Annotated in this window: 20 protein-coding genes; 7 read left to right on the top strand and 13 right to left on the bottom strand. The window is 73.2% G+C overall.

The window, feature by feature from the left end; translation table 11 throughout:
* Nucleotide 1: 1 nt before the first annotated feature.
* On the bottom strand, nt 2-1,267 hold the full coding sequence (gene efeB / locus ACFC02_RS06680; RefSeq protein WP_376353154.1) for an iron uptake transporter deferrochelatase/peroxidase subunit: 1,266 nt from the start codon (nt 1,265-1,267) through the stop codon (nt 2-4).
* Between the two features lie 11 nt (nt 1,268-1,278).
* Entirely contained in the window at nt 1,279-2,430 is a 1,152-nt protein-coding gene (gene efeO / locus ACFC02_RS06675; RefSeq protein WP_376353151.1) for an iron uptake system protein EfeO, read from the bottom strand.
* Nucleotides 2,431-2,652: 222 nt separating this feature from the next.
* On the opposite strand from efeO, the gene ACFC02_RS06670 reads away from it, so the two are divergent.
* On the top strand, nt 2,653-3,297 hold the full coding sequence (locus tag ACFC02_RS06670) for a PhzF family phenazine biosynthesis protein (protein WP_376353149.1): 645 nt from the start codon (nt 2,653-2,655) through the stop codon (nt 3,295-3,297).
* Nucleotides 3,298-3,385: 88 nt separating this feature from the next.
* On the opposite strand, the gene map is transcribed toward ACFC02_RS06670, so the two are convergent.
* Complete coding sequence (map, locus tag ACFC02_RS06665; RefSeq protein WP_376353146.1) at nt 3,386-4,243, bottom strand: type I methionyl aminopeptidase; 858 nt, start codon at nt 4,241-4,243, stop codon at nt 3,386-3,388.
* Between the two features lie 58 nt (nt 4,244-4,301).
* On the opposite strand from map, the gene ACFC02_RS06660 reads away from it, so the two are divergent.
* Complete coding sequence (locus tag ACFC02_RS06660; RefSeq protein ID WP_376353144.1) at nt 4,302-4,553, top strand: hypothetical protein; 252 nt, start codon at nt 4,302-4,304, stop codon at nt 4,551-4,553.
* Between the two features lie 134 nt (nt 4,554-4,687).
* Here ACFC02_RS06660 and ACFC02_RS06655 read toward each other — a convergent pair whose 3' ends face one another.
* Nucleotides 4,688-5,971: an MFS transporter gene (locus tag ACFC02_RS06655; protein WP_376353307.1), complete on the bottom strand. Its 1,284-nt coding sequence runs from the start codon at nt 5,969-5,971 to the stop codon at nt 4,688-4,690.
* Nucleotides 5,972-6,244: 273 nt separating this feature from the next.
* Nucleotides 6,245-6,844 (bottom strand): hypothetical protein, encoded by a 600-nt coding sequence (locus ACFC02_RS06650; RefSeq protein ID WP_376353142.1) that lies wholly within the window; start codon nt 6,842-6,844, stop codon nt 6,245-6,247.
* 141 nt (nt 6,845-6,985) lie between these two features.
* On the opposite strand from ACFC02_RS06650, the gene npdG reads away from it, so the two are divergent.
* Both npdG and ACFC02_RS06640 read left to right on the top strand, forming a co-directional pair.
* Nucleotides 6,986-7,708, top strand: coding sequence for an NADPH-dependent F420 reductase (npdG, locus tag ACFC02_RS06645; RefSeq protein WP_376353140.1), 723 nt, complete (start codon nt 6,986-6,988; stop codon nt 7,706-7,708).
* Between the two features lie 114 nt (nt 7,709-7,822).
* Entirely contained in the window at nt 7,823-8,011 is a 189-nt protein-coding gene (locus ACFC02_RS06640; protein WP_360968550.1) for a hypothetical protein, read from the top strand.
* Here the strand turns inward: ACFC02_RS06640 and ACFC02_RS06635 are convergent.
* Nucleotides 8,001-8,801, bottom strand: coding sequence for a site-2 protease family protein (locus tag ACFC02_RS06635; RefSeq protein WP_376353137.1), 801 nt, complete (start codon nt 8,799-8,801; stop codon nt 8,001-8,003). The genes ACFC02_RS06640 and ACFC02_RS06635 overlap by 11 nt on opposite strands.
* Nucleotides 8,802-9,169: 368 nt before the next feature.
* Here ACFC02_RS06635 and ACFC02_RS06630 point away from each other — a divergent pair, with 368 nt between their 5' ends.
* A complete protein-coding gene (locus ACFC02_RS06630) occupies nt 9,170-12,511 on the top strand; it encodes a BTAD domain-containing putative transcriptional regulator (RefSeq protein WP_376353134.1) in 3,342 nt (1,113 codons plus the stop codon).
* An 11-nt stretch (nt 12,512-12,522) separates the two neighbouring features.
* On the opposite strand, the gene ACFC02_RS06625 is transcribed toward ACFC02_RS06630, so the two are convergent.
* From ACFC02_RS06625 to ACFC02_RS06600, 6 genes are all read right to left on the bottom strand, one after another.
* Nucleotides 12,523-13,341, bottom strand: a complete 819-nt coding sequence (locus ACFC02_RS06625) for an ABC transporter permease (protein WP_376353132.1) — start codon at nt 13,339-13,341, stop codon at nt 12,523-12,525.
* Complete coding sequence (locus ACFC02_RS06620) at nt 13,338-14,363, bottom strand: ATP-binding cassette domain-containing protein (RefSeq protein WP_376353129.1); 1,026 nt, start codon at nt 14,361-14,363, stop codon at nt 13,338-13,340. The genes ACFC02_RS06625 and ACFC02_RS06620 overlap by 4 nt, the downstream gene beginning before the upstream one ends.
* Nucleotides 14,364-14,854: 491 nt before the next feature.
* Nucleotides 14,855-16,075, bottom strand: a complete 1,221-nt coding sequence (locus ACFC02_RS06615; RefSeq protein ID WP_376353126.1) for an MFS transporter — start codon at nt 16,073-16,075, stop codon at nt 14,855-14,857.
* A 90-nt stretch (nt 16,076-16,165) separates the two neighbouring features.
* Nucleotides 16,166-17,224, bottom strand: coding sequence for an endonuclease/exonuclease/phosphatase family protein (locus ACFC02_RS06610; RefSeq protein ID WP_376353124.1), 1,059 nt, complete (start codon nt 17,222-17,224; stop codon nt 16,166-16,168).
* 293 nt (nt 17,225-17,517) lie between these two features.
* On the bottom strand, nt 17,518-18,210 hold the full coding sequence (locus ACFC02_RS06605; RefSeq protein ID WP_376353121.1) for a TetR/AcrR family transcriptional regulator: 693 nt from the start codon (nt 18,208-18,210) through the stop codon (nt 17,518-17,520).
* 261 nt (nt 18,211-18,471) lie between these two features.
* Nucleotides 18,472-20,070 (bottom strand): MFS transporter, encoded by a 1,599-nt coding sequence (locus ACFC02_RS06600; RefSeq protein ID WP_376353118.1) that lies wholly within the window; start codon nt 20,068-20,070, stop codon nt 18,472-18,474.
* A gap of 290 nt (nt 20,071-20,360) precedes the next feature.
* On the opposite strand from ACFC02_RS06600, the gene panB reads away from it, so the two are divergent.
* Complete coding sequence (panB, locus tag ACFC02_RS06595; RefSeq protein WP_360968527.1) at nt 20,361-21,239, top strand: 3-methyl-2-oxobutanoate hydroxymethyltransferase; 879 nt, start codon at nt 20,361-20,363, stop codon at nt 21,237-21,239.
* Nucleotides 21,240-21,388: 149 nt separating this feature from the next.
* Here the strand turns inward: panB and ACFC02_RS06590 are convergent, their stop codons facing one another.
* Nucleotides 21,389-23,143, bottom strand: coding sequence for an NAD+ synthase (locus ACFC02_RS06590; RefSeq protein ID WP_376353114.1), 1,755 nt, complete (start codon nt 23,141-23,143; stop codon nt 21,389-21,391).
* Between the two features lie 119 nt (nt 23,144-23,262).
* On the opposite strand from ACFC02_RS06590, the gene ACFC02_RS06585 reads away from it, so the two are divergent.
* Nucleotides 23,263-23,697: alpha/beta fold hydrolase (locus ACFC02_RS06585; RefSeq protein ID WP_376353112.1), on the top strand; the 435-nt coding region annotated here is incomplete at its 3' end.

Below are 23,697 nucleotides of genomic sequence, written 5' to 3'. Positions count from 1 at the left end.
CCTACGCCTCCTCGGACAGCAGTGTGCGGCCCCACCAGTCGCCCGCGTCACGGACGCCGGGCGGGATCGCGAAGACCGCCGAACCCACGTGCTGGATGTACTCGTTGAGCGCGTCGTGCGCGGCCAGCCTGCGCTGGAGCGGGATGAAACCCTTGCGGGGGTCGCGCTGGTAGGCCAGGAAGAACAGACCGGCGTCGAGGCGGCCCAGGCCGTCGGTGCCGTCGGTGAAGGAGTAGCCCCGGCGCAGGATGGTGATGCCGCCGTTGGCGTCGGGGTGCGCGAGCCGGACGTGCGCGTCGGGCTTCATCGCCTTCAGGAACGGCTCGTCGTGCTCCTTGGCCTTGCCGGACGGCGCGCCCTCGCCCTTGTCCCGGCCGAAGACGTCCTCCTGCTCCTGCAGCGAGGTCCGGTCCCAGGTCTCGATGTTCATCCGGATGCGCCGGGCCACGAGGTACGAACCCCCGCTCATCCAGGCGTCCTTCGCCCCGCCGTCCCCGTCCCCGGCCCACACGTGCTTCTCCAGCCGGTCCGTCTCGGTCCCGGCGATGTTGCGGGTGCCGTCCTTGAAGCCGAAGAGGTTGCGCGGGGTCTGGGAGCCGGGAGTGGTCGAGGAGGTCTTGCCGAAGCCGAGCTGGGACCAGCGGATGGCGACCTTGCCGAAGCCGATGCGGGCCAGGTTGCGGACGGCGTGCACGGCGACCTGCGGGTCGTCGGCGCAGGCCTGGATGCACAGGTCCCCGCCGGTGCGGGCCTTGTCGAGGTTGTCGCCGGGGAACTTGGGCAGGTCCACCAGGGCCGCCGGCCGCCTCTCCTTCAGCCCGAACTTCTCGAACAGCGACGGCCCGAAGCCGAGGGTGAGGGTGAGCCGGGAGGGCGGCAGGCCCAGCGCCTCGCCGGTGTCGTCCGGCGGCGCCTCGGCGAGCCCGCCGTACGCGCCCTCGCCGACCGCCTTGCCCGCGGTCATCCGGCGCGCGGCGGCCGTCCAGTCCTTCAGCAGTTGCACGAACTCGGCGCGGTCGTCGGTCTTCACGTCGAACGCGGCGAAGTGCAGCCGGTCCTGGACGGGCGTGGCGATGCCCGCCTGGTGGGCGCCGTGGAACTCCACCGCGCCGGACTCGTCGGTGCCGGACGCGTCCGCGCCGTCCCCGTTCTTCGCCATCGCCACCGCGCCGCCGGCCGCGACCGCGCCGAGCGCGAGCCCGGCCCCGCCCCAGCCGATCAGCGCGCGCCGGGAGGGCGCGGCGCCCTGATCCTGCTCCTGTCCCATGGCCCCTCTCCCTACTTCTTCACCACGGTGGCGGCGAGCTTGGACAGCGGCTCGGCGAGTGCGTTCACCGCGTCCGACAGCGCCTTGCGGCCGTCCTTGCCGACCTTGTCGTAGGAGACGAAGTCGTACTGCGCCTTGTCCGTGCCCTTGGTGCGGTAGCCGTCGAGGAGGGCGTCCAGCGCGGCGAACTGCTTGTCGAGTTCCTTCGTCAGGGCCGGGCCGTTCTTCGCGGCGACCGGCTTGAGCAGGTCGTACGCCTTCTGCGCGCCCTCGACGTTCCCCTTGAAGTCGACCAGGTCCGTGTGGGCGTAACGGTCCTCCTCGCCGGTGACCTTGCCGGTGGCGACCTCGTCGAGGAGTTCCTTGGCGCCGTTGGCCATGGAGGTCGGGGTGATCTCGGCGGTGCCGACCCGCTTCTGCCAGTCCTTGAGGTCGATGACGAGCCGGTCGGCGAGGGTCTTCTCCTCCGCGCCGATCTTCCCGCCCTCGAACAGCGACTTCTCCAGCCGGTGCCAGCCGGTCCACTTCTGGCCGTCCTCCAGGCCGTCCTCGCGGACGTCGACCTTGGGGTCGATGTCACCGAAGGACTCGGCGACCGGTTCGGTGCGCTCCCAGCCCAGACGCGAGGGGGCGTAGGCCTTCTTGGCGGCGGCCAGGTCCCCGGCCTTGACGGCCTTCGCGAACGCCTCGACGCGGGGCAGGGTCTCGTCGGCCTGGTCCTGCGCGTACTGGCGGTAGTCGGCGACGGCCTTGTCCAGCTCCGGGTTGCGCGCGGCGGTGGTCCCCTTGCCGGTGACCGTCAGCTTCTGCCGCACGCCGTGGCCCTTCATGCCCGGGCGGCAGGCGATCTCGTACGAGCCCGCCTTGACCTCGGCGGTCAGCGTGTACTTGGTGCCGGGGCCGATGTTCTCCTTCTCGGAGACGATTCGGTCGTCCGGGAAGAGGATCTCGACCTCGGTCGCCCGGGACCCCTTGTTCTCTATCTTGAGGGTGACCTGACCGGCCGGGACGCTCTTGGCGGAGGTCTCGCAGGTGGAGTCCGCGGCGGTCACCTGGATCGCCTCGCCGTCCGCGGCGTCGCTCTTGGCGGTGCAGGCCGTCACGGCGGTCAGAGCGGCCGCGGTGGCGGCGGCGGTGACGACGGAGAGTCGGACGGCTCGCATGCAGGCTCCAGGTGAGAATGGTTGGTGAGGCTGCCCTAACTTACCTGAGGCTTACCTCACTCATACCCACCCGGTCCGTGATTCAGCTCGCACCGGCCCGCACGGAAAGGTCACAGGCACGGCTTGGTCTCGGGATCGCAAAGTAGAAGCCAAGGGATGGTCAAGCGGGGGCAATGGCGGCATGGTGGCGGGCCGCCGCCCCGGTGATGCTTCAATTCCCCGGTGACTGACTACGACGTGCTCCGCGTCTTCTGCGGACCCCGCGGCGGCTACGGCAACGAACTGGGCGTGGTCCGCGAGGGCACCCTGCTCCCCGGCCGCGCCGACCGCCAGGCGCTCGCCGCCGAACTCGGCTTCAGCGAGACGGTGTTCGTCGACGACCCCGAGCGCGGCGTCCTCGACATCTACACCCCCACCCTGCGCCTGCCCTTCGCCGGCCACCCCTGCGTCGGCACCGCCTGGCTCCTGGACGTACCGGAACTGCTCACCCCGGCCGGCCGGGTCGGCACCCGCCTGGACGGCGAGTTCACCTGGATCGAGGCGCGCCCCGAGTGGGCCCCGCCCCGCACCCTGCGCCAGTACGCCACCCCGGCCGAGGTCGACGACCTCCCCGTCCCGCCGCCGGGGGAGTGGATCTACGCATGGTCCTGGGAGGACGAACCCGCCGGCCGGGTCCGAGCCCGCGCCTTCCCCGGCCGCGACGACGGCATCGACGAGGACGAGGCGACCGGTGCGGCGGCCCTGCTGCTGACGGCCCGGCTCGGCCGCGCTTTGAACATCACCCAGGGAGCGGGTTCCCAGATCCTGACGGCACCTCAGCCACAGGGGTGGGTGGAGGTCGGCGGGCGCGTGGTCCTGGAACGCTGACGGCAGGGCGGCAGGGCGGCAGGACGGCCCGGCGACCCGCGCGCCGGGCTCTTCGGCAGCCTGTCCAGGCGCTACGGCAGCGACGTCCCTACGGCAGCGTCAGGATGTCCGCGCCCGTCTCCGTGACCACCAGGGTGTGCTCGAACTGGGCGGTGCGCATGCGGTCCTTGGTGACGACGGTCCAGCCGTCGTCCCAGACGTCGTACTCGATGGTGCCGAGGGTCAGCATCGGCTCGATGGTGAAGGTCATGCCGGGCCGCATGACGGTGGTGGCGTGCGGGCTGTCGTAGTGCGGCACGATCAGCCCGGAGTGGAAGGACGTGCTGATGCCGTGCCCGGTGAAGTCGCGGACCACGCCGTAGCCGAAGCGCTTGGCGTACGACTCGATGACCCGGCCGACGACGTTGAGCTGCCGGCCCGGCCGGACCGCCTTGATCGCGCGGTTCAGCGCCTCGCGGGTGCGCTCCACGAGCAGGCGGCTCTCCTCGTCGACGTCACCGACGAGGTACGTGGCGTTGTTGTCGCCGTGCACACCGCCGATGTACGCCGTCACGTCCAGGTTGACGATGTCGCCGTCGCGCAGCACCGTCGAGTCGGGGATGCCGTGGCAGATCACCTCGTTGACGGAGGTGCACAGCGACTTGGGGAAGCCGCGGTAGCCGAGCGTGGACGGGTAGGCGCCGTGGTCGCACATGTAGTCGTGGGCCACCCGGTCCAGCTCGTCCGTGGTCACGCCCGGCGCGATGTGCCTGGCCGCCTCCTCCATCGCCTGCGCGGCGATCCGCCCGGCGACGCGCATCGCCTCGACGGTCTGTGGGGTCTGCACCTCCGGCCCGGTGTACGGCTTCGGCGCGGGCTTGCCGACGTACTCGGGGCGGCGGATGTTTCCGGGCACGGAACGGGCGGGGGACAGCTCCCCGGGGACGAGCAGCGACTGGCCAGACATGCCGGTGAGTCTATCGAGCGCCGATGGGGGAACATGTCGGTGGCGAGAGGAGCTGGTCATGGCCCTGTTCAAGAAGCGCACCGCGGGCAAGCCGGGGGAGTGGTTCTACTGTCTGGAGCACCAGAAGGTCGAGGAGGGCCCCGAGTGCCCGGCCAAGGACCGGTTCGGCCCGTACGCCTCCCGGCAGGAGGCCCAGCACGCGATGGACACCGCCCGTGAACGCAACCTCCAGTGGGAGACCGACCCCCGCTGGCACGACGCGACGTCCGGCGGACAGCAGGAAGAGGACCGGCCGGGGCCCCAGGGTTGACCGTCGGCCCGGGGCGGGAGCCCGACCGAACGGACGGCGTGGGAGGCGCACCCGTGGCCGAACGGACGGCGCCGGGCTGGTCGGGCGGGTCGGCACCGCCGGGCGGCCGGGTGTTTCGGGGCGGCCGCGGCCGATCAGGCGGGTGACTGTGCTGTGGTCGTGCGGGTCGTGCGGGCCGCGCGCAGCCGTACCGCGTGCTCGTTCGTCCGGGCGTCGTACGCCATCAGCCCCGGCAGGCACAGTGCCAGCAGTCCCACCGCGCCCGCGCACAGCACCCCGCCCGACCACACGGACGCCCGTACGCCCCACCAGGCGGCGACCGAACCGGAGCGGACCTGCCCCAGCTGCGGCCCCACCGAGTACGACAGCAGTTCGATGCCGGCCAGCCGGCCGCGCAGCGCGTCCGGGATGGTCTGGTTCCACATGGCGCCGCGGAAGATCCCGCTCACCATGTCGCACCCGCCCGCCACGGTGAGGCACAGCAGCACCAGCCACACGTCGCCGGCGACCCCGGCGGCGGCCACGGCCAGTCCCCACAGCAGCGCCGCCAGCACCACCGTCCGGCCGTGCCGGTGCACCCGCGAGGTCCAGCCGCTGGTCACGCTCACCAGCAAGGACCCCAGCGGCACGGCCGCGTACATCATCCCCAGCGACCAGCGGGCGTGCAGTTCGTCCGCGAGGAACGGCAGCACCGCCAGTGGCATCGCCAGGAACATCGCGGCCAGGTCCACCGCGTACGTCCCGAGCAGTTCCTTGCGGCCCCACGCGTACCGGGCGCCCTCGGCGATCGCCCGCAGCGACGGTTTCGCGGCCTCGTGGGCGGCGGGCTGGGCGGCGATGCGGACCACGAGGACGAGGGAGACGGCGAAGGTCGCCAGGTCCGCCGCGTAGGCCGGGGCGAGGCCCGCGTACGCCACGATCACGCCCGCCACCGCCGGTCCCGCCACACCCCCCACCGTCCAGCGCAGCGAGTTCAGCGCGGTCGCGGCGGGCAGGTGGTCGTGGGCGACGATCCGCGGCCAGAGCGCGTCGAGCGCGGGCCGCTGCACGGCGGTCAGCGCGGACGAAAGGGCGGCGACCGCGTACAGCGGCCACACCGCCGGGTGCGGCAGCAGCGCGTCGGCCAGCAGTCCGGCGCTGAGCACGCCCAGCCCGGCCTCGGTCCAAAGGATCAGCCGCCGCTTGTCCAGCGCGTCGGCGAGCGCCCCGCCGTAGAGCCCGAACACGATCAGGGGTACCAGCTCGACGGCCCCGATCGCCCCGACCGCCGCCGCGGAGCCGGTCAGCTCCTTCATCTGCACGGGCAGCGCGACGAAGGTGAGGAAGGTCCCGAAGTTGGAGACCAGCCCCGACACCCACAACCTGCGAAAGTCCCGCGAGGCCCGCCACGGAGCGAGATCGGGCAACAGCGCCCGCAGCCCCAAGGGCGGTGCGGAGGCCTCCGTGACGGGCGTGGCGGGGGAGGGGGCCGAGGGGGTCGAGGGGGTCGAGGGGGTCGAGGGGGCCGAGGGGGCCGAAGAAGGCGCGGGGACGTGGTCGGTCACGTCGGGTCATGCTCGGGCGGGCACCGGGCGGGGGCAACCGGTTTTCCGCAGGGATCGCCGCCAGGCCCCTTCCCGGCCCAGCCCCTCCCCACCCCGGCCAGGACCCGTCACCCCCCCTGCCCACCGCGCCGCCGTCCGCTCCCCGCGCTACCAGCGTGCGGGCGGCGGGGCCGTGAGGGTTTCCGCCAGTTTCGACAGACGGTCCCGCCAGCGGCCGCGACCGCGTGGGCCGGGCAGGGCGTTCTCGCCGGCTGCCGCGCTGACCAGGTGCTGGACGGTGTCCAGGTCCAGTTCGGCGCCGGCCGGCACCGCCAGGGACTCGTGGGCCATCGCCGCCAGTTCGCCGGTGCCCGCGCCCAGGGCCAGCACCGTCGCCCCGGCCCGCCGGGCCTCGTGCACCCGGGCCAGCAGCGGCACCGGCTCCTCGGGGGCCACGACGAGCAGGGTCTCGCCGCGCCGGGCGGCCTCCAGCCGGCCGAGCCCGACGGCGAGGTGCGCAGGGTCCGAGGGGCACGCGCCGTGCCGTACCAGGGTCGGGGCCAGTTCGGGCGTGCCCGACCAGGCGGCCTCGTCCACCAGGTGGGCCGCCAGGTGCCACGGCTCGTGATCAGGGGTGCCCACCAGGAGCAGCCCGCCCCCGTGCGACACCACGGACCCCCGCAGCGCCCCGGCGAACCGCCGGGTGGCGTCCAGCCACTCGGTCCCGGCGAGCACTTCGCGCAGCAACGCGACCCGTACGGCGTCCATACGAGCGCATGGTGCCCCAAACGGCGCCGCCCGATGTGCGGTTCGGCCCGGATTCGCCCGCACCGGGGACCCCCGGCCGGACGCCGGTGACGCGGCTCACCCGGGCGGGTGGGGGCCGCCCCGCGGACGTAGAGTCGGCCCATGACCTCTACGACCCCCACCGACAGTGCAGGCAGGGCGCAGAAGGCCCCCGCCAAGGACCCCTGGGACCTCCCCGACGTCTCCGGGCTGGTCGTCGGCGTGCTCGGCGGGACCGGCCCGCAGGGCAAGGGCCTCGCCTACCGGTTCGCCCGGGCCGGCCAGAAGGTGATCATCGGCTCCCGGGCCGCCGAGCGGGCGCGGGCCGCGGCCGAGGAGATCGGCCACGGCGTCGAGGGCGCCGACAACGCCGAGACCGCACGGCGCAGCGACGTCGTGATCGTCGCGGTGCCCTGGGAGGGCCACGGCAAGACCCTCCAGGCGCTGCGCGGCGAACTGGCCGGCAAGCTCGTCGTGGACTGCGTCAACCCGCTCGGCTTCGACAAGAAGGGCGCCTACGCGCTCACGCCCGAGGAGGGCAGCGCCGCCGAACAGGCCGCCGCACTGCTCCCCGACTCGCGGGTGACCGCCGCATTCCACCACCTGTCGGCCGTGCTCCTTGAGGACCCGGAGACCGAGCGCATCGACACCGACGTGATGGTCCTCGGCGAGGAGCGCGCCGACGTGGAGACCGTCCAGGCGCTGGCCGGCCGCATCCCCGGCATGCGCGGCATCTTCGCCGGGCGGCTGCGCAACGCCCACCAGGTCGAGTCGCTCGTCGCCAACCTGATCTCGGTCAACCGCCGCTACAAGGCGCACGCCGGGCTGCGGCTCACGGACGTCTGAGCCGCCCCGGCACCGCTCCGGGACGCGCATGGGGGACACTGGTCGGCGAAGCAGTCCCGAGCAGTGCCCCCGCCTTCCCGCAGTGTCCCGTGTTCCCGACAGGAGCCCACCGTCATGCCCCGCCTCGCCCTCTACGCCCTGATCGTCTGCGTGCTCGCCGTGGCCGCGGCCGTCGTCTCCTTCGTGCAGGGCAGCTGGCTGGGGGTCGTGTGGATCCTGCTCGCGGGCGTGTCGTCCAACATGACCTGGTACTACGCGCGCCGGGGCCGGGCGGCGAGCAGGAGCGGGTCCGTCACCGGCTGACCGCGCAGAACTCGTCCGGGGCCTGCCAGAACTGGTACAGGATCCGGCCGCAGTCCTGTTCCAGGCCCCCGACGCCGAGATGGCGCAGGAGCGCGTCGATCACGTCGAAGAACGCGCTGTTGACCGCCGGCACCCACAGCAACGCGAAGACGAACAGCAGACCGAACGGCGCGAAGGGCTCCACCTGCCGCTTCACCCCGTGCGACAGCCACGGCTCGATCACGCCGTAGCCGTCCAGGCCCGGCACCGGCAGGAGGTTCAGGATCGCGGCCGTCACCTGGAGCAGCGCGAGGAAGGCGAGCGCGTAGCGGAACGCGGACGGCACGCCGTCCAGCGCGTGCAGCCAGAACGGCGCCGTGCACACCGCCGCGAACAGCACGTTCGTCAGGGGGCCCGCCGCCGAGACCAGACTGTGCCGCCAGCGGCCGGGGATCCGGCCCCGCTCGATGAAGACCGCGCCGCCGGGCAGACCGATCCCGCCCATGATCAGGAAGACCACGGGCAGCACGATGCTCAGCAGGGCGTGCGTGTACTTCAGCGGGTTGAGCGTCAGGTAGCCCTTCGCGCCGACCGTGATGTCACCGCTGTGCAGCGCGGTGCGGGCGTGCGCGTACTCGTGCAGGCACAGGGAGACGATCCAGGCCGCCGTCACGAACAGGAACACCGCGACCCCCGGCCGCTCGGCGAACCCGGTCCAGGTGGCCCACCCGGTGACGGCGGTGACGGCCAGGATCCCCAGGAAGACGGGACTGATCCGGCGGTCGCCGCGACGGGCGGTGGCGGTGGTCATGGGCAGGGCACTCCTGGAGGTGGTGGGCCGGTGCCGCCACGATCGGCGGGTGGGTCGACCGTACCGGTGGTGCGAAGGGAACGTCCTGCGGACGGGATCCGGTTCCCGGTGGTCGTCACGCTGTCGTCAAGCCGACCGAGGAGGCGGCCGGCGTCGTCGACGATGCTCGCGGCCCACCGGACCCTGCTGACCCGTCCCGCCGACGGCGAGTACCGGCACGAGGAGTCGGGTGTCTTCGAAGGACGCGATCCGCATTCCCGTCGCCGACCAGGTGCTGACGCTCGATTCTTCCCGGTTCGTACGGATCTGAGACGGGCGCTCCCGGTCCCGGGGAAACCCCGAGCGGTGCCCCCGCGTCCCCAGGGACAATGGACCCCGTGCGCTACCGCATCCTCGGCACCACCCAGGCATTCCGCCCCGACGGCACCGCCGTCCCGGTCGGCGGAGCGCGGCTGCGTGCCCTGCTGGCCGTGCTCGCCCTGCGCCCCGGACGGACGGTCCCCGTGTCCGTCCTGGTCGACGAGGTGTGGGAGGACGACCCGCCCGCCGACGCCACGGGCGCGCTGCAGGCGCTGGTCGGGCGGTTGCGCCGGGCGATCGGCGCGGACGCGGTGGCCTCCGCCGACGGCGGCTACCGGCTCACCGCGACGTCAGACGACATCGACCTGCACCGTTTCGAACGGCTGGCCGGCGAGGGCCAGGCCGCGCTGGCCGACGGCGACCCCGCCAAGGCCGCCGCCGCCCTCGACGACGCCCTCGCCCTGTGGCACGGCCCCGCCCTCGCCGACCTGCCCGACCGCACCGCCGAGGCGGCCCGGTGGGAGACCCGCCGGATGGACGTGCGCCGGGCCCGCCTCGCCGCCGCCCTCGCCCTCGGCGAGGCCGAGCACGCCCTGCCCGAGCTGACGGCCCTGTGCGACACCCACCCCCTGGACGAATCCCTCCAGGCCCTGCGGCTGCGCGCCCTGCACGGGGCGGGCCGCACCGCCCAGGCGCTGGCCGCCTACGAGGACGTACGGCGGCTGCTGGCCGACCGCCTCGGCTCCGACCCCGGCCCGGAGCTGCGTGCGCTGCACGAGTGGCTGCTGGACCCGGGGGACGGGGACGGGGACGGGGACGGGGGCGGGAGCGGCCGGCGGTACGGCGTCCCGGCCCGCGCCGCCGCGCCCGCCGAGCACCCAGCCCCGGCCGCACCCCCCAGCAACCTGCGCGCCCGGCTCACCTCCTTCGTGGGCCGCGAGGCCGACATCGAGGCGCTGCGCGCCGACCTCGGCGAGGCACGGCTGGTCACGCTGCTCGGGCCCGGCGGGGCCGGCAAGACACGGCTGTCGCAGGAGGCCGCCGAGGCCCTGCGGCCGGCGCCCCGCGACGGGGTGTGGCTGGCCGAACTGGCTCCGGTCGACGGCCCGGACGCCGTCCCCGAGGCCGTACTGACCGCCGTGGGAGCCCGCGAGACCGTGCTCTACGGCGCGGGCGCCGAGGAGATACGCGCCGCCGTCGCCGACCGGCACGACGGCCCGGTCGAACGGCTCGTCGAACACTGCTCCCGGCGCCGCATGCTCCTGCTCCTGGACAACTGCGAACACGTCGTCGATGCCGCCGCCCGCCTCGTCCAGGAGCTCCTCGCCCGCTGCCCCGGCCTCACCGTCCTCGCCACCAGCCGCGAACCCCTCGGCGTACCCGGCGAACTGCTGCGGCCGGTCGAACCGCTGCCCGAGCCGGTCGCGCTGCGCCTGCTCGCCGAGCGGGGCGCGGCCGTACGGCCCGGGTTCCGCGTCGACACCGACGAGGACACCGCCGCCGCCTGCGCCGAGATCTGCCGCCGCCTGGACGGCCTGCCCCTGGCCATCGAGCTGGCCGCCGCCCGGCTGCGGATGCTCACCCCCCGCCAGATCGCCGACCGGCTCGACGACCGCTTCCGCCTGCTCACCTCCGGCAGCCGCACCGTACTTCCCCGCCAGCAGACCCTGCGCGCCGTCGTCGACTGGTCCTGGGACCTGCTCGATGCGGGCGAACGGGACGTCCTGAGCCGCCTGTCCGTCTTCGCCGGCGGCTGCGACCTCGCCGCCGCCGAGGCCGTGTGCGGGCCCGCCGCCTTCGACGCCCTCGGCTCCCTCGTCGACAAGTCCCTCGTGGTGGCCGCGCCCGCCACCGAGGGCCAGATGCGCTACCGGCTGCTCGAGACCGTCGCGGAGTACGCCGGGGAGCGGCTGGCGGAGAGCGGCGGACGCGGCCCCGCCGAGCGCGCCCACCTCGTCCACTACCGCGAACTGGCCCGCACCACCGACCCGTTGCTGCGCGGACCCCGCCAGCAGGCCGCCATCGCCCGCTACGAGCTGGAGTACGAGAACCTGCGCACCGCCCTGCGGCACGCCGTCGCCGAACGCGACGAGCAGGAGGCGCTGTGCCTGATCCACTCCCTGGCCGTGTACTGGCAGATGCGCGACGTGCGCATCGAGGCCCGCAACTGGTGCACCGACGTGATGGCCTTCACCCCCGACCCCTTCACCGAGCCGGTGCGCCGCGCCGCGCCGGTGTGGCAGCGCTGCACGGAGGCTCCGCCACCGATGACGGACGAGGTCCTCGCCGAAGCCCGCCGCGGCCTCCACCTCCTCCACCTCGCCTGCATGGACACCGAACTGGACGCGTGGGAGACCCCCGAGGCCAAACGCAAGCTGCGGGTCATCACCGAGGTCTACGAACCAGGTCTGCCGCAGGGCTGCCGCTACCCCGGCATGCTGTGGTTCTTCGCCGTGATGCTGAGCGGCGACGTGACGCGGCTGCGCATGGTCCTCGACGCGTCCGTGGACACCTGCCGCTCCACGCCGGGTTTCGAGTGGGAGCTGGGCGGCGCCCTCCAGATGCGGGCCAACCTGCTGGCCAACCGCGCCGAGGGAGCGGCCGGCGCGGCCCGCGACGCGGACGAGGCGCTGGAGATCTTCCGGCGCCTCGGGGACGTCTGGGGCACCGCCGAGGCGCTCGCCGCGCGCGGCGAGGCCCACGAACGCGCCGGACACCACCACAAGGCCGCCGCCGACTACGAGGCGGCCGTGGAGCACGCCGAACGGCTCGGTGCCCGGGCACAGGTGGCGGTGCTCCAGTCCCGGCTGGGCAGTTGCCTGATCGAGGCGGGCGAGAGCGAGCGGGGCGAGCGGCTGCTGCGCGAGGTGATCGCCGGGGGCCAGGGTGCCGCGAACGAGGCGTTGCCCGCCGCCCGGCTCTTCCTCGCCGGCTGGCTCGGGATGACCGGCCGCATCCCCGAGGCGCGGGATCAACTGCGGTCGCTGCGCGAGGAGTTCGGCATCTCCCACTTCGTCGTCTTCGACGCCTTCATCCTCGGGGTGGACGCCTGGCTCGACGCGGTCGACGACCGTGCGCAGGAGGCGCTGGCCAAGGCGCGCAAGGCACTCGTGCGAGCCGACGACCCGCTGTCCCGGGCCATCGCGCCGCACATGCGTTCCGCGTACCTGACCACCGGGGCGATGGCCCTGGCCGGGCTGGACGGCGGGGCGCGGGCCCGGGACGCGGCGCGCTGCCTGGCCGTCGCCGACGCCCTGCTGCCGCCCGGCCACTTCGTCTCCGCCCTGGAGCGCCACGTCCGTGACCTGGTCGTGGAGCGGATCCGGGGCACGCTCGACGAAGCGGAGTTCGAGGCGGCGTACGCCGAGGGCGGCGGCCTGTCCCCGGAGGAGGCCACCGCCCTGATCTGAGGCCGCGGGCCTCAGGTCTTGGTGCGGAACTTGTGGATGGCGAGCGGGGCCGCGACGGCGGTGATCCCGACCGACCAGGCCACGGTCACCCACAGGTCGTGTGCGACCGGCCCGCCCAGCATCAGGCCGCGGGCCGCGTCGGCGAGTGTGGAGAGCGGGTTGTAGTCGGTGAAGTGCTGGAGCCAGCCCGGCATCGACTGGGTCGGCGCGAAGATCGACGAGCCGAACTGGAGCGGGAAGAGCACCAGGAAGCCCATCGCCTGTACGGACTGCGCGTTCTTCAGCATGACGCCGAGGGTGAGGAACACCCACATGATCGACGAGGCGAACAGCGCGGACAGGCCCACGGTCGCGAACAGGCCGGGCCAGTTGCCGATGTGGAAGCCCACCAGCACGGCGACGATCATCAGCACGACCGTGGCGAAGATCATCCGGAACAGTTCCACCGCGATCTTCGCGAACAGCACCGAGCCGCGGCCGATCGGCAGGGACCGGAAGCGGTCCATGACACCGCTGTTGAAGTCCTGGCTGAAGCCCGTGCCGACGCCCTGGGACAGCGTCATGCTGTTCATCGCCAGCATGCCCGGGATGACGTACTGGACGTACTGCTTCTGGCCGCCGCCCAGCGCCTGCCCGATCGAGCCGCCGAAGACGTACACGAACAGCAGCGTGAAGACGATCGGCATCAGCAGCGCGTCGAACATGGACTCGGGGTCCTGGCGGATCCACAGCAGGTTGCGGCGGATCAGCGCGCCGGTGTGCCGCAGGTGCCCGCGCAGCGGGATGCGGACGTCGGCGGCGGCCGGGGCGGTGGCGGTGACGGCGCTCATACGGCGACCTCCTCGCGGTCGTCGCTGGGGCGGGCGTCCTGCGGGGCACTGGCGCGGTGGCCGGTGAGGGACAGGAAGACCTCGTCCAGACTGGGGAGTTCGGTGGTGATGGAGCTGATGGTGATGCCGCGCGCGGTGACGGCGCCGACGACGGCGGTCAGCTGCTCGTCGCTGAGGACGGGCACGAGCAGGGAGGCGCTGTCGGGGTCGACGGTGGTGGTCGCCAGCCCGGTGATGCCCAGCTCGTCGAGCGTCCCGGCGAGCGGGGTCAGTTCCCGGGGATCGGCCGGCTTCACCCGCAGGGTGCGCCCGCCGACCTTCGCCTTGAGTTCCTCGATGCCGCCGTTCGCGATGACCTTGCCGCGGTCGACCACGGTCAGCTCGGAGGCCAGCTGCTCGGCCTCCTCCATGTACTGGGTGGTCAGCAGGACGGTGACCCCTTCGCCGACCATCTCCTTGACCTCGTCCCACACCTCGTTGCGGGTGCGCGGGTCGAGGCCGGTGGTCGGCTCGTCCAGGTAGAGGACGGCGGGGCGCCCGATCATGGAGGCGGCGAGGTCGAGGCGGCGCCGCATACCGCCGGAGTACGTGCTCGCCGGGCGCCGGGCCGCCTCGGTGAGCGAGAACCGCTCCAGCAGCTCGTCGGCGCGGGTGCGGGCGTCCTTGCGGGGCAGGTCGAGCAGCCGCCCGATCAGGTACAGGTTCTCCCAGCCGGGCAGCTTCTCGTCGACGGAGGCGTACTGCCCGGTGAGCCCGATCACCCGGCGCAGCTGCCGGGGCTGCCGTACGACGTCGTAGCCGGCCACGGTGGCCCGGCCGGAGTCGGGGGTGAGCAGGGTGGACAGGATGCGGACCAGGGTCGTCTTGCCGGCCCCGTTCGGCCCGAGCACGCCCATCACGGTGCCCTCGCGCACGTCCAGGTCCACGCCGTCCAGCGCCTTGGTCTCGCCGTAGTGCTTGACCAGCCCCCGCACCGTGACGGCGTCGCCGGCGCCGCCGGGGTTCTTGTCGATTCGCGTCATGCCGAAGACGATCCCAGCCCCCACCGACAAACCGCCGACAGTCCACCGACGCCGGCGCCCGGCCCCCGACATCGGGCCGGCGTGACGACCCGCCCCGGACCCCGGGCCCCGGGGACGAGGACGCCCCGATGCTCGTCCGGGCGGGCCGCGGCCGGGGGCACCGCGGCCCGGGGCCCGGCTGCCGGTGGTCGGCCGGGGTGACGCGCGTCCGGCCGGTGTCCTGGGGTCTTCCGGTGGGGCGGTGCCCCGGCCGGCCGCGGGCCGTGCCCGGCCGCTGGCCCGGCGCCCTCAGCGGCACCCCCGCCGCCGACGCACCGCCCCACCGCCGCCGACGCGCCGACGCACCGCCCCACCGCCGACGCGCCGACGTCGGGGGCGGTCGCCGGGAGTCGGCTACCAGGGGGACGGCTGTCGGGAGGCGAGGGTTGCCAGGTGCACGGAGGTGGGCCGGGCGCGGGTCGGGTCCGGCCCGATGGCCCGCCCCGATGCCCTCAGCGGTGCATGGCCTCCGTCGGTTCCGGGACGTGGCCGGTGACGACCCGGGCGGCGTGCGTGGGTTCCGGGCGGCGGCGGTCGACCGTGTAGGAGGCGGCGGCCACGACCAGCCCCAGCACGGCCAGGGCACCGCCGGCCACGGCGGGGGAGGTCGCTCCGAACCCGGCGGCCAGGGCGAGGCCGCCGATCCAGGCGCCGCCCGCGTTGGCCAGGTTGAAGGCGGCCTGGTTGGCGGAGGAGGCCAGGGACGGGGCCGCGGACGCCTTCTCCATGACCATGAGCTGGAGCGGCGAGCCGGTGACGAAGGCGGCCATGCCCAGCAGGGTCACCGCCAGGGCCGCGCTCCACTCGGCCCGCATCAGCAGTGGGAAGAGGAACAGGACGACCGCCAGCGAGGCCAGACCGCCGGACAGGGTGCCCCGCAGCGAGTGGTCGGCCAGCCGGCCGCCCAGCAGGTTGCCGGCCGTCGCGCCCACGCCGAACAGCGCCAGCAGCAGGGTCACGCTGGCCTCGGCGTAACCGGCGGCGCCGGTGAGCATCGGGGTGATGTAGCTGTAGGCCGCGAACAGCGCGCCGAAACCGGCGACGGTCGTCAGCAGGGCCAGCCAGACGGGCAGGGAGCGCAGGGCCGCCAGTTCGCCGCGCAGGCCGGTGGCCGGGGCGGCGTGGGCGTGGTCGCGGGGGATGAGCAGGGCGAGGGCGGCGATGGCCGCCACACCGATCGCGCTCACGCCGAGGAAGGTCGCCCGCCAGCCCAGGTGCTGGCCCATGAGCGTGGCGACCGGGACTCCGGCGACGTTGGCGACGGTGAGGCCGAGGAACATCAGTGATACCGAGCGGGCCTTGCGCTCGGGCGGCACCATGCCCGTCGCGACCACGGCGCCGACGCCGAAGAAGGCGCCGTGCGGCAGACCGCTCAGGAAACGGGCGGCCAGCAGCCAGCCGTGGCCGGGGGCGAGCGCGGAGAGCGCGTTGCCCACGACGAACAGGGCCATCAGGCCGATCAGGACGTTCCGGCGGGGCATCCGCGCGGTGAGCGCGGCCAGCAGCGGTGCGCCGATGACCACGCCCAGCGCGTACGCGGACACCAGGTGCCCGGCGGTGGGGATCGAGATGTGCAGGTCGTCCGCGACGTCGGGCAGCAGGCCCATCATCACGAACTCGGTCGTGCCGATGCCGAAGGCGCCCACGGCGAGGGCGAGCAGGGCCAGGGGCATGAGAGACCTTTCGGGGTGGGGTTCCGTACAGCGTGCGCGTTATATGTTCAGCTGCGGAACAAAGTCTCTCGGGCCTGGTATTCCGGCAGGTTACGAGCCGGTTGCCGATGTGGTGACCTTCACACGCGCCGCGATCGGCAGATGGTCGCTGCCCGTGCGCGGCAGCGTCCAGGAGCTTACCGGGTCCACACCCCTGACCATGATCTGGTCGATCCGGGCCATCGGGAACGAGGCCGGCCAGCTGAACCCGAACCCGCTGCCCGCCGCGCCCTGCGTGGAGCGCATCTGGGAGGTGACGGAGCCCAGCGAGCGGTCGTTCATCGTGCCGTTGAGATCGCCGAGCAGCACCACCCGCGGCAGCCGCTCGTGGGCGATCGCCGTGCCCAGCGCGCTCGCGCTCTGGTCACGCTGCTGGGCGGTGAACCCGGCGTTCATCTTCACCCGGACGGAGGGCATGTGGGCGACGTACACCGCGATCGGGCCCTCGGGCGTCGCCACCGTGGCGCGCATGGCCCGCGTCCAGCCGAGCCGGATGTTCACCGGCCGGACCGCGCTGAGCGGGTACTTGCTCCACACTCCCACCGTGCCCTCCACGGCGTGGTACTTGTACGCCGACGCCAGCGCCCTCTCGTACACCGGCACCGCGGACGCCTTCAGCTCCTCCAGCGCGAGCACGTCCGCGCCGGAGGCGGCCACCTCGCGGGCGGTGCCGGTCGGGTCGGGGTTGTCGGCGTTGACGTTGTGCGTGGCCACCGTCAGGTCACCGCCGCCACCGGTCCTGTCGACGAGCAGACCGCCGAACAGGTTCAGCCAGACGGCGACGGGCAGCACCAGCGCCAGCAGCGCGGTCGCCGACTTCCGCGCCAGCGCCACCACGAGCAGCACCGGGACGAACAGCCCCAGCCAGGGCAGGAAGGTCTCGGTGAGACTGCCGAGGTTGCCGACGCGGTTGGGGATGTGCGAGTGCAGCAGCATCACCAGCGCCAGCAGCGCCGCCAGCACGGCCGGGACGATGCCCCGGCGCCAGATCCGCCGGTCGCCGCGCCAGCCGCCGAAGAGCCGGTCCACCAGGCGCCGAAACCGGTTCTCCGGACGCTCGGGCCCCGAGTCGCCGCCGTCCGTCTCCGTCAAGTACGCCTGCTGCGCCATACCGTCGCCTCACTGCCTGCTGTGCACACCGTTCACCCCGTGGGCTACGACCCTAGGGGATGATCGGTTCCGTTCCCGCCGTCCACGACGGCCGTACGGGCACGAGGACGAACAAGCCGGCGGGAGGAGTTCCGGTTGCGGTGCCCCACACGTGTTCTGTGACGAAACGAGCACATTACGAGGGAGCGGCCGGCTTGGGACGGAGTGACCGGCGTGGCCCGTTCTCCGCGTCCGCCCGCCCGCCGGTGTCCGAAGGGGCCGAAGCGGCGGACAGGTCCGGGAGCCGAAGGCGCCTAGGGTGCCGAAGGGGCGGTCCCTGCCGGATCCGGCGGGGGACTGACGGGCCGTGGGGCGGGCGGTGCGGTGGGGCGTACGTCGGGGCGCAGCCCTTCGAGCGCCGTGTCCACGATCTGCTCCGCCAGCCCCTCGGGCAGGTCCGCGTCGGGCCGCATGACGCTGCGCACCAGCATCGGGCCGACGAGGAGGTCGTTGAGCAGTTCGACGTCGACGTCGGCGCGCAGTTCCCCGTTGAGCTGGCCGCGGCGCAGGACTTCGACCTGGAGCCTGCGCCGGGGTTCGACGACCGTGGCGTGGTAGGCGCACCAGATCTTCGGGCTGCTCTTCATCTGGGCGTAGACGTTGTGCAGGATCGCCGAGGAGCGGCTGACCAGTCCGCGCCGGCGCAGTTGCTCAAGGAGGGCGACGAGGTCGTCGCGCATGGACGTGCCGGGCAGGTCGGCCTCGGGTGGTTCGGCGGCGCGCACGACGTCGACGAACAACTCGTCCTTGCCGCTCCAGCGGCGGTAGATCGTGGCCTTGCCGACACCGGCCGTGCGGGCGATGCGCTCGATGGAGAGTTCGGCGAGCGGTACGCCCTCCTCCAGCAGCTTCATCACGCCCTCGACGATGGCGCGTTCCACCGCCTCGCTGCGGGGCCGCCCCCGTACGGGGAACTCCGGAGCGGTCTGGCTGTCGGCGAGGCTCACCTGAGACGTCCTTTCGTCGTACCGGGTCATTGTCCCCCGGTGGCCGGGCGGTGGTCCCGCCCACCGCCCGGCCGTGCGCCCCCGTCGACTGCTCCCGCCCCGTCGCCCCCGTGTCCCCCTGTCCGCCGCTCGTGTGCCGGCCCGGCGTTCACCGGTGCCGTGCTGGTCGGCGTCACCGCTCCCGTTCGGGCCGGTGTCCACCACTCCCGTTCGGGCCGGTGTCCACCACTCCCGTGCGGGCCGGTGTCCACCGCTCCCGTACTAGTCGGCCGCTGCGACCAGTTCCGGTTCCTCCTGGCCCGCTGCCTGCTTCGGCGTGCGGCCGGGCAGGAACACGGCCACCACGACCGCGCCGATCAGCGCGACCACGGTGCCGCACAGCGCGGTGACGTGCATGGCGTGCAGGAAGGCGTCGTCGGCCGGGCCGACCAGGGCCTGCCCGCGCGCGCCGAGCTTCCCGGCGATGCCGAGCGTGGCCTCGATGGACTCGCCGGCCGTGTCCCGCAGGCCGGCCGGGAGCATCCCGAGCTTGCCCTCGATCGAGTTGCGGTACGCCGTGGAGAGCACCGAGCCGAGCACCGCGATGCCGAGCGCGCCGCCGACCTGGCGGAAGGTGTTGCTCAGCGCGGAGGCCGAGCCCGCCTTCTCGCGCGGCAGCGCCTGCATGATGACCACGCTGGTCGGGGTCATGATGTGCGCCATGCCGGTGCCCATGAGGAAGAAGACGACCTCCAGGACCCAGATCGGCGTGTCCGCCTCGAACCCGGCGAACGCGGCCAGCATGCCGGCCAGCACGACCAGGCCGGCCGTGGTGGTGGCCTTGTAGCCGAAGCGGTCGACGACCAGCCGGGCGCGCGGTGCGAAGATCATCTGGGCGGCGGCCAGCGGGATCATGAGCAGGCCGGACTCCAGTGGGGAGTAGCCGCGCACGCTCTGCGTGTAGAAGACGGAGAAGAAGGTCACGCCCATCAGCGCGAAGAAGACCAGCGCGATGGCGGCCATGGCGGCCGAGAAGACCTTGTTCTTGAAGTAGGTCACGTCCAGCGACGGGTGGTCGCTGCGCTTCTCGTACACGATGAACGCCGCGAGGACGACGACACCGGCGGCGATGGTCGCGAGGACCGTCCCGTTGGTGAAGTCGGCCAGCTCGCCGCCCTTGATGATGCCGTAGACGAGCAGGACCAGGCCGACCACGGACAGGACGACGCCGGCCGGGTCGAGCCGCCCGGGGCGCGGGTCGCGGGAGTCGGGCACCAGCCACACCATCAGCACCACCGCGGCGATCACGATCGGCACGTTGACGAGGAAGACCGAGCCCCACCAGAAGTGGTCCAGGAGCAGGCCCCCGGTGATCGGGCCGATGGCGATGGCGAGGCCCACGCCGCCGGCCCAGATGCCGATGGCCTTGGGCTGTTCCTCGCGTTCGAAGACGTTCATGAGGACGGCGAGGGTGGCCGGCATGACGAACGCGGCGCCCAGGGCCATCAGCGCGCGGTAGGCGATCAGCTGACCCGGGGAGCCGGACTCGGCGGCCAGGGCGGAGCCGATGCCGAAGACGACGAGGCCGCCGAGCAGGACCTTCTTGCGGCCCACCCGGTCGCCGACGAGGCCCGCGGTGAACAGCAGACCGGCGAAGACGAGCGTGTAGGCGTTGATCGCCCACTCCAGCTCGCTCTGGGTCGCGCCGAGCCCGGTCGGGGCCGGTGTCGCGATCGTCTTCATGGCGACGTTCAGGATCGAGTTGTCGAGCACCACTATCAGCAGGCTCAGCATCAGCACGCCGAGGATCGCCCAACGGCGGCGGTGCACCGCTTCCGGTATCCGGGAGCCGGCGGCGGCGCTGTCGGCAGGAGTAGTCATGCCGTCGAGCCTAGGGCATTTCCGATACGAGACCGTCTCGTATCGGAAATCCTTTACTCAGATCTTACGACTGGTGTCCTTGCCGTTCCCGCCGGAACCCGTTGCGGCCGCTCCCGCCGGTACCCGTGCGGCCGCTCCCGCCGGTAACCCGTCGTGCGAACGGACCGGGAACGGACCGAGACTTGAGGCACAGGGGGGTGCTCTGGCCCACCGCGGGCGGAGGTGCCACCATGGAGGGGAGTCCGGGGACGCCGTCAGGGCGCCTCGAGATGACTGAAGGAGCCGTTGCAATGACGCAGCTTCCGGCTGCCCAGCCTGCGCAGAACAGCCCCTCCGACGGCAGTGGCAAGACGCTGTACGGAGGCAAGGGCACCCGCCGCATCACCGTCCGCGACATCACCCTCGCCAAGGAACGCGGCGAGAAGTGGCCCATGCTCACCGCCTACGACGCGATGACCGCGTCCGTCTTCGACGAGTCCGGCATCCCGGTGATGCTGGTCGGGGACTCGGCGGGCAACTGCCACCTCGGGTACGAGACGACCGTGCCCGTCACCCTCGACGAGATGACCATGCTGTCGGCCGCGGTCGTGCGCGGCACCCGGCGTGCCCTGATCGTCGGCGACCTGCCCTTCGGCTCCTACCAGGAGGGCCCGGTGCAGGCGCTGCGCTCGGCCACCCGCCTGGTGAAGGAGGCGGGCGTCGGCGCCGTGAAGCTGGAGGGCGGCGAGCGCTCGCACGAGCAGATCCGCCTCCTGGTGGAGTCGGGCATCCCGGTCATGGCCCACATCGGCCTGACCCCGCAGTCCGTCAACGCCATGGGCTACCGCGTCCAGGGCCGCGGCGAGGAGGCCGCCCAGCAGCTGCTGCGCGACGCCAAGGCCGTGCAGGACGCGGGCGCGTTCGCCGTCGTGCTGGAACTGGTCCCCGCCGAGCTGGCGGCCGAGGTGACACGGGTGCTGCACATCCCGACCGTCGGCATCGGCGCCGGGCCCGAGACGGACGCGCAGGTCCTGGTCTGGACCGACATGCTCGGGCTGACCGGCGGGCGGGTGCCGAAGTTCGTGAAGAAGTACGCCGACCTGCGCACGGTCATGGGCGACGCGGCCCGTGCCTTCGCCCAGGACGTCGTCGGCGGAACGTTCCCGCTGGAGGAGCACTCCGTCCACTAGGCCATCGCGGTCACACATGGCCCCGGGGTCGCACCGGCCCCGCGGTCACCCCCTGGACCACTGCGGTGACACCGAGGAGCCCCGGCCGATCTTCCCCCGTCGGCCGGGGCTCCTGCCGTGCGCGGCGGCCGGGGCCTGTCGTCCGTGCCCTACGCCTGCTCGCGCCAGCCGTTGGTGATCGGCAGCCTGCGGTCCTTGCCGAAGCCCTTCGCGGAGATCTTGGTGCCCGGCGGGTACTGGCGCCGCTTGTACTCGGCCCGGTCGACCATCCGCAGCGTCTTGACGACCAGCTCGCGGTCGTAGCCCGCCGCGACGATCTCGTCGGCGCCCCGGTCCCGGTCGACGTACAGCTCCAGGATCGCGTCGAGCACCGGGTAGTCCGGCAGCGAGTCCGTGTCCACCTGGCCCGGGCGCAGCTCCGCGCTCGGCGGCTTGCTGATGGAGTTCTCCGGGATCGGCGGGGTCTGGCCCCGCTCGGCCGCGGCCCGGTTGCGCCACTCGGCCAGCCGGAAGACCGACGTCTTGTACACGTCCTTGATCGGGCCGTACGCGCCCACCGAGTCGCCGTACAGCGTCGAGTAGCCCACCGCCAGCTCCGACTTGTTGCCGGGGGCGAGGACGATGTGGCCCTCCTGGTTGGAGACCGCCATCAGCAGGGTGCCGCGCAGCCGGGACTGGAGGTTCTCCTCCGCCAGGCCGGTCAGCCCGAGCGAGCCCATGTACGCGTCGAACATGGGCTCGATCGGCACCGTGCGGAGGTGCAGACCGGTGCGCCGGGCCAGCTCGGCCGCGTCGTCCCTGGAGTGCTCGGAGGAGTACTTCGACGGCATGGAGATGCCGTACACGTTCTCCGCGCCGATCGCGTCGCAGGCGATGGCCGCGACGAGGGCGGAGTCGATGCCGCCGGACAGGCCGACGAGGACGGACCGGAAGCCGTTCTTTCGCACGTACGCGCGCAGGCCCGCGACCAGCGCCGAGTAGACCTCCTCGTCGTCGCCCAGGTGCTCGGCGAAGGAGCCCGTGAACTCGGGCTCGTAGGCGGGCAGCGGCGCCTCGGACAGGACGACGCGGTCGACCCGCAGCCCGTCGTCCACCACGCCCGCCGGCGCGTCGGCCGCCGCGGCGGGCAGGTCCAGGTCCAGGACGAAGCAGCCCTCGCTGAACTGCGGCGCCCGCGCGATCACCTCGCCGTCCGCGCCGACGACGATCGAGTCGCCGTCGAACACCAGCTCGTCCTGGCCGCCCGTCATGGCCAGGTAGGCCGTGGTGCAGCCGGCCTCCTGGGCCCGCTTGCGGACCAGCTCCAGACGGGTGTCGTCCTTCTCCCGCTCGTAGGGGGAGGCGTTGACGGAGAGCAGCAGCCCCGCGCGCGCGGTGCGCGCGGCCGGGACGCGCCCGCCGTCCTGCCACAGGTCCTCGCAGATGGCGAGCGCCACGTCGACGCCGTGCACCCGCAGGACCGGCATGGTGTCGCCGGGCACGAAGTAGCGGAACTCGTCGAAGACGCCGTAGTTCGGCAGGTGGTGCTTGGCGAAGTTCAGCACCACCTCGCCGCGGTGCAGCACCGCCGCCGCGTTCTGCGGGGCGCCGGCCGGCATGCCGTACTTCGGCTGGGAGGTCTCGCAGCGGTCGAGGTAGCCGACGACGACCGGCAGCTCGCCGAAGCCCTCCTCGGCGAGCCGGCCGGCGAGGCCGCGCAGCGCGGCGCGGGAGGCTTCCACGAAGGACGACCGAAGGGCGAGGTCCTCGACGGGATACCCGGTCAGCACCATCTCCGGGAACGCGACGAGATGCGCTCCCTGCTCGGCGGAGTGCCGGGTCCAGCGGAGGACCGCCTCGGCGTTCGCGGCGAGGTCACCGACGCGCGAGTCGATCTGGTTCAGGGCGAGACGTAGTTGAGGCACGCGCACCAGTGTAATCGTCAGAGCGACGCGATGGGGTGATGCGGGGTGTGGGCCGCCCCACGCCCGCACCGGCGCGCGCGAGGCGCGATGATGTGCACGGACCCCCAGGGGAGGCGGCCATGACCTTCGTCGGCATCGACGGCGTCGTCCACCACGTCGTGGTCGACGGCAGCGGACCGCTGTGCGTGCTCAGCCCCGGGCTCGGCATGTGCTGGTTCGACTGGGACCCCGTCGTCGCGCTGCTGGCCCCGCACCGCACGGTCGTCCGCTTCGACCGCCCGGGCCTCGGGCTCAGCGCGTCCACGCGCGCGTGGCCGACGCTCGCGGCGGAGGCCCGGCGCATCGCGGCCGTCCTCGACACGCTCGGCCTGACCGGCCCCGCCACGGTCGTCGGGCACTCGATGGCCGCCTTCCACGCGGAGGCGTTCGCCCGGCTGTGTCCCGCGCGCACGGCCGGTCTCGTCCTGGTGGACGCCAGCGTGGAGGAGGCCCCCCGCCCCCGCCGGGCGCGCGCCGTCCGCGACGCCGCCACGCGCGCGGGCGCGACGCTGGCG

Source organism: Streptomyces sp. NPDC056160 (assembly GCF_042268205.1).
In the GTDB taxonomy this organism is placed as follows: Bacteria; Actinomycetota; Actinomycetes; order Streptomycetales; family Streptomycetaceae; genus Streptomyces.
Note: the sequence above shows the minus strand (reverse complement) of the source record. Positions and strands in the feature narration are given on the sequence as shown.